The sequence below is a fragment of the Ralstonia soli genome (assembly GCF_023955655.1).
GTDB lineage: Bacteria > Pseudomonadota > Gammaproteobacteria > Burkholderiales > Burkholderiaceae > Ralstonia > Ralstonia soli.
Genome location: NZ_JAMXHT010000016.1, coordinates 24,407 through 32,557, shown reverse-complemented (window position 1 = coordinate 32,557; position 8,151 = coordinate 24,407). Strand labels below are relative to the sequence as shown.

The following is an 8,151-nucleotide window of genomic DNA, read 5'->3' as shown; positions in this document are numbered from 1 at the left end:
TCTCGTACTCGATGTGCGCGGTGTTGATCGTGATGCCGCGTGCCTTTTCTTCCGGCGCTGCGTCGATTTCGTCGTACTTCTTCGCTTCGCCACCGAACTTGCTCGACAGCACGGTTGCGATCGCTGCGGTCAGCGTCGTCTTGCCGTGGTCAACGTGACCAATCGTCCCAACGTTCACGTGCGGCTTGGTCCGCTCGAACTTTTCCTTTGCCATGTCAGCTCCTCAATTCGGAATCGGCTAATTACTAGATTTGGATGCGGGCGACACGCACATGCGCATCGCCCAAACACATTGATTACTTCGTACCCTTGGCGGCCATCACAGCTTCGGCGATGTTCTTCGGTGCCTCAGCGTATTGCTTGAATTCCATGGTGTACGTGGCGCGGCCTTGCGTTTGCGAGCGCAGCGACGTCGAATAACCGAACATTTCCGACAGCGGGACTTCGGCCTTGATGATCTTGCCGCCGCCCACCATGTCGTCCATGCCCTGCACGATGCCGCGGCGGGACGACAAGTCGCCCATCACGGTACCCGTGTAGTCTTCCGGCGTTTCCACTTCCACAGCCATCATCGGCTCGAGCAGAACCGGGGTGGCGCGGCGCATGGCTTCCTTGAAAGCCATCGAGCCAGCCATGCGGAACGCGTTTTCGTTCGAGTCCACGTCGTGGTACGAACCGAACGTCAGCGTGACCTTCACGTCCACCACCGGGAAGCCAGCCAGAATACCGGCCGGCAGCGTGTCGACGATACCCTTCTCGACTGCCGGGATGTATTCGCGAGGAATCACACCGCCCTTGATGGCGTCGACGAATTCGAAGTTCTTGCCAGCCTTCTTCGCTTCGTCGTCTGCCGGCTCCAGCGTGATCACAGCGTGACCGTACTGACCTCGGCCGCCCGACTGCTTGACGAACTTGCCTTCGACGTCCTCAACCTTCTTGCGGATGGTTTCGCGGTAGGCAACCTGCGGCGCACCGATGTTGGCTTCCACGCCGAATTCGCGCTTCATGCGGTCGACCAGAATTTCGAGGTGGAGCTCGCCCATACCCGAAATGATGGTCTGGCCCGATTCTTCATCGGTACGCACGCGGAACGACGGATCTTCAGCGGCCAGGCGGTTCAGGGCGATGCCCATCTTTTCCTGGTCGGCCTTGGTCTTCGGCTCGACGGCCTGCGAGATCACCGGTTCCGGGAACACCATGCGCTCGAGCACGATCGGAGCAGCCGGATCGCACAGCGTGTCGCCCGTGGTGGCATCCTTCAGGCCCACCGCAGCGGCGATGTCACCGGCCAGCACTTCCTTGATTTCTTCGCGCTGGTTGGCGTGCATCTGCAGAATACGGCCCAGACGCTCCTTCTTCTGCTTCACCGGGTTGTACACGGTGTCGCCCGAATTGATCTTGCCCGAATAGACGCGGAAGAAGATCAGCTGGCCCACGAACGGGTCGGTCATGATCTTGAACGCCAGCGCCGAGAACTTTTCGTTGTCGTCAGCCTTGCGTTCGAGCTTCTTCTCGGTGTCGCTTTCGTCGGTGCCTTGGACCGGCGGAATGTCGACCGGCGACGGCAGGAAGTCGATCACGGCGTCGAGCATGCGCTGCACGCCCTTGTTCTTGAACGCGGTGCCGCACAGCATCGGCTGGATTTCGCAGGCGATGGTGCGGTCGCGCAGCGCCTTGACGATCTCAGCACGGGTCAGCTCTTCGCCGCCCAGGTACTTTTCCATCAGGGCTTCGCTAGCTTCGGCGGCGGACTCGACCATCTTCTCGCGCCACTCGTTGCAGGTGTCAACGAGTTCGGCCGGGATGTCGGTGTATTCGAACTTCACGCCTTGGCTGGCTTCGTCCCAAATGATCGCCTTCATTTCCAGCAGATCGACGACGCCCTGGAAGCCGTCTTCAGCGCCGATCGGCACCACGACGGGCACCGGGTTGGCCTTCAGGCGGGTCTTCAACTGGTCGTAGACCTTGAAGAAGTTCGCGCCGGTACGGTCCATCTTGTTGACGAACGCCAGACGCGGCACCTTGTACTTGTTGGCCTGGCGCCAGACGGTTTCCGACTGCGGCTGCACGCCACCCACTGCGCAGTACACCATGCACGCGCCATCCAGCACGCGCATGGAACGCTCCACCTCGATGGTGAAGTCCACGTGCCCCGGGGTGTCGATGATGTTGAAGCGGTGCTCGGGATAGTTGCCGCCCATGCCCTTCCAGAAGGCAGTGGTAGCAGCGGACGTGATGGTGATGCCGCGCTCTTGCTCCTGCTCCATCCAGTCCATGGTGGCAGCGCCATCATGCACTTCACCGATCTTGTGGTTCACACCGGTGTAGAACAGGATCCGCTCGGTCGTGGTGGTCTTGCCGGCGTCGATGTGAGCGGAAATACCGATGTTACGGTAGCGCTCAATGGGGGTCTTACGAGCCACGGTTAATCCTCTGATTCGTCAACGGGGCGCCGCCACATGGCGAACGCCCCTAATACAAATGGGCGAGATGTGCGCACACAGCCCGCCCAGCAACCAACAACGTCTCGCGTCGCTTAGAAGCGGAAGTGCGAGAACGCCTTGTTGGCTTCAGCCATGCGGTGCACTTCGTCGCGCTTCTTCATGGCGCCGCCGCGGCCTTCCGAGGCCTCGAGCAGTTCACCAGCCAGACGCAGGGCCATCGACTTCTCGCTGCGCTTCTTCGCAGCTTCCCGCAGCCAACGCATCGCCAATGCCAGACGACGCGACGGCCGGACTTCGACCGGCACCTGATAGTTAGCACCACCAACGCGGCGGCTCTTCACTTCCACCACCGGCTTGATGTTGTTGATGGCAACCGAGAACACCTCGATGGGGGCCTTGCCCGCCTTCTTCTCGATCTGGTCGAACGCACCGTAGACGATACGCTCAGCCACCGACTTCTTGCCGTCCAGCATCAGGACGTTCATGAACTTGGCGACTTCCACATTGCCGAACTTCGGGTCCGGCAGAATTTCCCGCTTGGGGACTTCACGACGACGTGGCATCTTCTTTCCTTCTCTGTTCAGTTGAGAACCGCTTCGGTTCTCCGGCCACCAACTAGCTTGCTTTTCAACAATCTGAGCCGGGTGACCACTTACTCGACGGTGCCAGTGCGGTCAAAAAACGCACCGTTGTACCGCCTGCTCATGACAAGACCGTGACCCCGCATTTGCACAACACGCGCGGGCCGATCTCACTGACCACTTAGGCCTTCTTCGGGCGCTTCGCGCCGTACTTCGAACGCGCTTGCTTACGATCCTTGACGCCTTGCAGGTCAAGGGAACCGCGCACGATGTGGTAACGCACACCCGGCAAGTCCTTCACACGGCCGCCGCGGATCAGCACGACGCTGTGTTCTTGCAGGTTGTGGCCTTCACCGCCGATGTACGAAATGACTTCGAAACCGTTGGTCAGACGCACCTTGGCGACCTTACGCAGTGCCGAGTTCGGCTTCTTCGGCGTCGTGGTGTACACGCGGGTGCACACGCCGCGACGCTGCGGGCAGTTCTCAAGTGCCGGGCTCTTGCTCTTCAGCTTTTCCGAGACGCGGGGCTTGCGAACCAGTTGATTGATGGTTGGCATTGTTCAATCCAGCTTGGTTTTTGAAAAATCGCCGGCTCACATGACGTGAACGCCTCATTTTGTGAGGCGGACGGCGCAATCGGGTTTTATGGAAGTGGCGAGCAGAACGCTCTGGAGAGAGGACCTGCGGGAACAGATCGAGACCAAAGAGCGCGAGCCCGTCTGGTTCAGATGCCTTGCACAGCGCTTTGCCGGGCATGGGCGTGCGAAGCCAGAAGCCAAAAACTCGAATCTGGCACTATAGCCGGGTGTTTTGCAAGCGTCAAGCACGCTCCCCGTCTGGCGACGGACGACCCCGCTCAGCAGCGGCGTGGTGTGGCACCGATGGCACGCGTGGCCGGGTTGGGCCACAGGAACACAAGTGCCGCAGCCACCACAAACCCTAGCGCAAGAACCGATACGCCGACCCAGCCAGCACGCGCCCAGGCCAGGCCGGCCAAACCGCCGCCAATCGCCGCGCCAAAGAAGAACGCCCCCGTGTACAGGCCATTCACGCATCCTCGAACCTCTGGTGCCAGCGTATTCACCAGATAGCGGCCCAGCGCCTGATCACCAACGGCGCCAAAATCAAGCAGCAAGGCGGCGATCACCAGCATCATCAACATGACGGGGACGCTCAGGCCAGGCACCACCGCTGAAGCCAGCGCCAACAGCAACCCCGTCGCCGCGCTGCCATGCGCAAGCAGCGTCCCCAGGCGCACCAAGCCGCGATCCGCCAGTCGCCCAGCCACGGGTGCCGCCACGACGCCGGCGGCCCCGCACAGCGCGAAGATGCCGATGCCGTTTTGCGATAGATGAAACGGCGCCGCCGCCAGGCGCAGCGCCACCGCAGTCCAGAAGAGCGTGAACGCCGCCATCAGCAAGGCCTGCGTGGCGGCACGTCGACGCAACAATGGTTCGCTGCGCAGCAGGCGTCCGTACGAGCCCAGCAGCGCGCCGTAGGCGTGCGTGCGCGGCGGCACGAAGGTCGGCATCACGCGCGGCAACATGATCGCCAGGGCCGCAATCGCCAGCGCCGATGCGCCGTAGAACGCCCGCCAGCTCCATTGCGCCGCGATCAGGCTGGCCGCCGGGCGCGACAGCAGGATGCCCAGGTTCAGGCCGATCATGATGTCGCCGAGCACCCGCCCGCGCCGGTGGTCGCCAGCCAAGCGTCCGGCCAGCGCAATCAGCATCTGGATGACGGTCGATGTGAGACCGATGGCGAACGCAGCCAGCATCAGCACCTGCCCGCTATGCGCTACGGTGGTCAGCACCAGCGACGCCACCGCACCCCACAGCGTGCGCGAAGCGAGCGTGCGGTTGTCCTGCAGGTCGGTCAGCGGCATCAGCAGCAAGAGACCGATGCCGTAGCCGATGAGCGTGGCGGTCACCAGCAGCCCGGCGGCCGCAGTGGTCCAGCCGATGCTGATGGCGATCTCGGCGACCAGCGGCTGGATGCCGAACAAGTTGACGACGATGAGCCCGACGGCGGCGGCGAACAGCGGCGTGGCGCCACGCGGGAGCCGATCGACGGGCGGTGCGCTGGACATGGCAACAGCGGGAGCTTCGGTGGTCATGGCGATCTGGACGAAGAGTGGAAGGACCCATCGTAGCCAGCCAATTCGAGCGGATTAAGGTAGCCTCTGGCGTCATATTGTTTCCAGAAACGCGCAAATATGGACCGGCTTTCCGACGTGGTGGTCTTCGTGCGGGTGGTGGAGCGCGGCAGCCTGTCAGCCGCGTCCGACGCAATGGGCGTCTCGCGTGGTGCGGTCAGCAAGGCGCTGGCGCGGTTGGAGGCGCGGCTGGGCACGCGCCTGCTGCAGCGCACGACGCGGCGCCTGTCACTGACCGAGGCGGGCGCGGCCTTCTTTGAGAAAAGCCGCGAGGGCCTGGCGCAGGTGGACGCCGCCGAGCAGGCCGTGACCGCGCTGCGCGACGAGGCCCGGGGCACGCTGCGGGTATCGGCGCCTGCTTCGTTTGCGGTGACGTTGCTGGCACCGCTGCTGGGCGCATTCCAGGCGCGCTATCCCGCCGTGCAGATCGACCTGGACATGAACGACCGCTACGCCGATCTGGTGGCGGGCCGCATCGACATCGCGATCCGCATCGGCATGCTGGAGGACTCCTCGCTGGTGGCGCGGCGGCTGGCCAGTTGCGCGCATGCCATCTATGGCGCGCCGTCGTATTTTCGCGAGCGGGGCATTCCACGCACGCCGGACGACCTGCGCGCACACAACTGTCTCGTCTATGCCAACTACGACGGGCCGCACGACTGGGTGCTGACAGATGCGGCCGGCCAGCGCCACGTCGCCCACGTGAATGGCTCGATGCTGGCCAACAACAGCCTCGTACTGCGCGAGGCGGCGCGTTCTGGGTTGGGCGTGTCGCTCGGGCCGGCGTATCTGGTGCGCGAGGACATCGCAGCCGGACGGCTGCAGGCGGTACTCACCGACTACGCCGCGCGCGAGGTGCCGCTGCACGCCGTATTCACGCAGCGCGTGCATCTGCTGCCGAAGGTGCGCGCGTTTGTCGATTTCCTCGCAGATCACCTCGCCCGCACCGGCGCCATGGGGCCCTTGCCGCGGCCGGCCGCAGTCGCCTAGGCGTCCTCTCGGCACTTCTCCAGCACGTCGAGCAGCGCCTGCCCGTAGCGATCGAGTTTCGCCATGCCGATGCCGGGCAGTTCGCCGAGTACCTCGCGCGAATCCGGATCGGTCTCGGCAATGCGGGCGAGCGTGCTGTCGTGGAAGATCACGTAGGCCGGAACGCTGTGTTCGCGGGCGGCCTGGGTGCGCCAGGCGCGCAACGCCTGCCAGCGCAGCTGCGCTTCGGCGGAAAGCTCGGCGGCCGGATCGGCGCGGCGCTCCTTCTTGGCGGACGATGACGACGCGCCGCGCGCCTTCTCGGCCTGACGACGCAGGATGACGGGCTGCGCGCCCTTGAGCACCGGGCGCGCGGCATCGGTCAGGATGAGCGCGCCGTGACCACCGTGGTCGACCGCAAACAAACCCTGCGCCACCAGTTGGCGAAACACGCTGCGCCAGGCCGGCTCCGACAGGTCGGCGCCGATGCCGAAGGTGGACAGCGTCTCGTGATGCCACTGCTTGATGCGCTCGGTGGCGTTGCCACGCAGGATGTCGATGAGCTGCCCGGCGCCAAAGCTCACGCGGCTGGCCTGCTGCACGCGGTAGGCGCACGAGAGCGCCATCTGCGCCTCGCGCGTGGCATCCCAGGTTTGCGGCGGCGTGAGGCACGTGTCGCAGTTGCCGCACGGCTGGCTGCTCTCGCCGAAGTAGGCGAGCAGTGCCACGCGGCGGCACGTGGCGGCTTCGCACAGGCCGAGCAGCGCGTCGAGCTTGGCGGTGGAGACGCGCTTGTGCACGTCATCCGCATCGGACTCGTCGATCATGCGCCGCTGCTGCACCACATCCGCCAGGCCATAGGCCATCCATGCGTTGGCAGGCATGCCGTCACGGCCGGCGCGGCCGGTTTCCTGGTAGTAGCCTTCCAGGCTTTTCGGCAAGTCCAGATGCGCGACGAAGCGTACGTCAGGCTTGTCGATGCCCATGCCGAAGGCGATGGTCGCCACCATCACGATGCCCTCCTCCTTGCGGAAGATCGCCTGATGGCGCGCGCGGATCTCGGAATCCATCCCCGCGTGGTACGGCAGTGCGCGGATGCCCTGCTCGGCCAGCCACTGCGCGGTCTCTTCCACCTTCTTGCGCGACAGGCAATAGACGATGCCGGCGTCGCAGGTGTCGCCGTCCATGTGCTCGGCGCGGATGAAGCGCAGCAACTGCTGGCGCGCGCTGTCCTTCTCGACGATGGTGTAGCGGATGTTCGGGCGGTCGAAGCTGGAGAGAAAGACGCGCGAGCCCGTCAGCGCGAGCCGCTCGATGATCTCGTCCCGCGTGACGGCATCGGCCGTGGCGGTGAGCGCGATGCGCGGCACGTGCGGGAAGCGCTCGTGCAGCACGGAGAGCTGGATGTACTCGGGCCGGAAATCGTGCCCCCACTGCGACACGCAGTGCGCCTCGTCGATGGCGAACAGGCCGATGCGCGAGCGCTCCAGCAGGTCGAGGAAGCGCGGCGTCATCAGCCGCTCGGGCGCGACGTAGACGAGGTCCAGCCGCCCGGCCGCCAGATCGCGCTCGACCTGCGCGGCCTCGGCGCCGGTGAGCGCGGAGTTGAGGTACGCGGCACGCACGCCAGCCTCTTCCAGCGCAGCCACCTGGTCCTGCATCAGCGCGATCAGCGGCGAGACGACGATGCCCGCGCCCTGCCCACGACGATGGCGCACCAACGCAGGAATCTGATAGCAGAGGGATTTACCGCCGCCGGTGGGCATCAGCACCAGGCAATCGCCGCCATCGGCCACGTGGGTGACGATCTCCGCCTGCGGGCCGCGGAACGCGCTGTAGCCGAACACGTCGTGCAGCACGGCGCGCGTGGCGGCGCCGGTGTCTTCGGGCAGCGCCTGCAGCGCGTGGTCAATGGCGAGGGAGTCGTACATCGGGGGCGGCGAGTGCGCGTGGTGTCACGTGCAAGCTGGGCGAAACCGCTATTGTGACAAACCCCGGCG

The 8,151-nt window shown here is 64.7% G+C and carries 7 protein-coding genes; 1 reads left to right on the top strand and 6 read right to left on the bottom strand.

The window, feature by feature from the left end:
* The 5 genes from NG900_RS26185 to NG900_RS26165 all read right to left on the bottom strand — a co-directional run.
* Positions 1-214 (bottom strand): GTP-binding protein (locus tag NG900_RS26185; RefSeq protein WP_252685264.1); only part of this gene is annotated, 214 nt, incomplete at its 3' end.
* An 82-nt stretch (positions 215-296) separates the two neighbouring features.
* The gene (fusA, locus tag NG900_RS26180; protein WP_252685262.1) at positions 297-2,423 is read right to left on the bottom strand and encodes an elongation factor G; all 2,127 of its coding nucleotides are present in this window, start codon (positions 2,421-2,423) and stop codon (positions 297-299) included.
* 113 nt (positions 2,424-2,536) lie between these two features.
* A complete protein-coding gene (gene rpsG / locus NG900_RS26175; RefSeq protein ID WP_048935976.1) occupies positions 2,537-3,007 on the bottom strand; it encodes a 30S ribosomal protein S7 in 471 nt (156 codons plus the stop codon).
* Positions 3,008-3,206: 199 nt separating this feature from the next.
* The gene (gene rpsL / locus NG900_RS26170) at positions 3,207-3,584 is read right to left on the bottom strand and encodes a 30S ribosomal protein S12 (RefSeq protein WP_021197587.1); all 378 of its coding nucleotides are present in this window, start codon (positions 3,582-3,584) and stop codon (positions 3,207-3,209) included.
* A 299-nt stretch (positions 3,585-3,883) separates the two neighbouring features.
* A complete protein-coding gene (locus NG900_RS26165; RefSeq protein ID WP_252685260.1) occupies positions 3,884-5,143 on the bottom strand; it encodes an MFS transporter in 1,260 nt (419 codons plus the stop codon).
* 99 nt (positions 5,144-5,242) lie between these two features.
* Between NG900_RS26165 and NG900_RS26160 the strand changes: the two genes are divergently transcribed.
* A complete protein-coding gene (locus NG900_RS26160) occupies positions 5,243-6,172 on the top strand; it encodes a LysR family transcriptional regulator (protein ID WP_252685258.1) in 930 nt (309 codons plus the stop codon).
* Here the strand turns inward: NG900_RS26160 and recQ are convergent.
* On the bottom strand, positions 6,169-8,082 hold the full coding sequence (gene recQ, locus NG900_RS26155) for a DNA helicase RecQ (RefSeq protein WP_252685256.1): 1,914 nt from the start codon (positions 8,080-8,082) through the stop codon (positions 6,169-6,171). The genes NG900_RS26160 and recQ overlap by 4 nt on opposite strands.
* Positions 8,083-8,151: the final 69 nt, after the last annotated feature.

Excerpts from the sequence above, each read along its gene's own strand:
- rpsL (WP_021197587.1), bottom strand. The coding sequence starts at position 3,584 with ATGCCAACCATCAATCAACTGGTTCGCAAGCCCCGCGTCTCGGAAAAG.
- rpsG (WP_048935976.1), bottom strand. The coding sequence starts at position 3,007 with ATGCCACGTCGTCGTGAAGTCCCCAAGCGGGAAATTCTGCCGGACCCG.
- recQ (WP_252685256.1), bottom strand. The coding sequence starts at position 8,082 with ATGTACGACTCCCTCGCCATTGACCACGCGCTGCAGGCGCTGCCCGAA.
- NG900_RS26160 (WP_252685258.1), top strand. The coding sequence starts at position 5,243 with ATGGACCGGCTTTCCGACGTGGTGGTCTTCGTGCGGGTGGTGGAGCGC.
- NG900_RS26165 (WP_252685260.1), bottom strand. The coding sequence starts at position 5,143 with ATGACCACCGAAGCTCCCGCTGTTGCCATGTCCAGCGCACCGCCCGTC.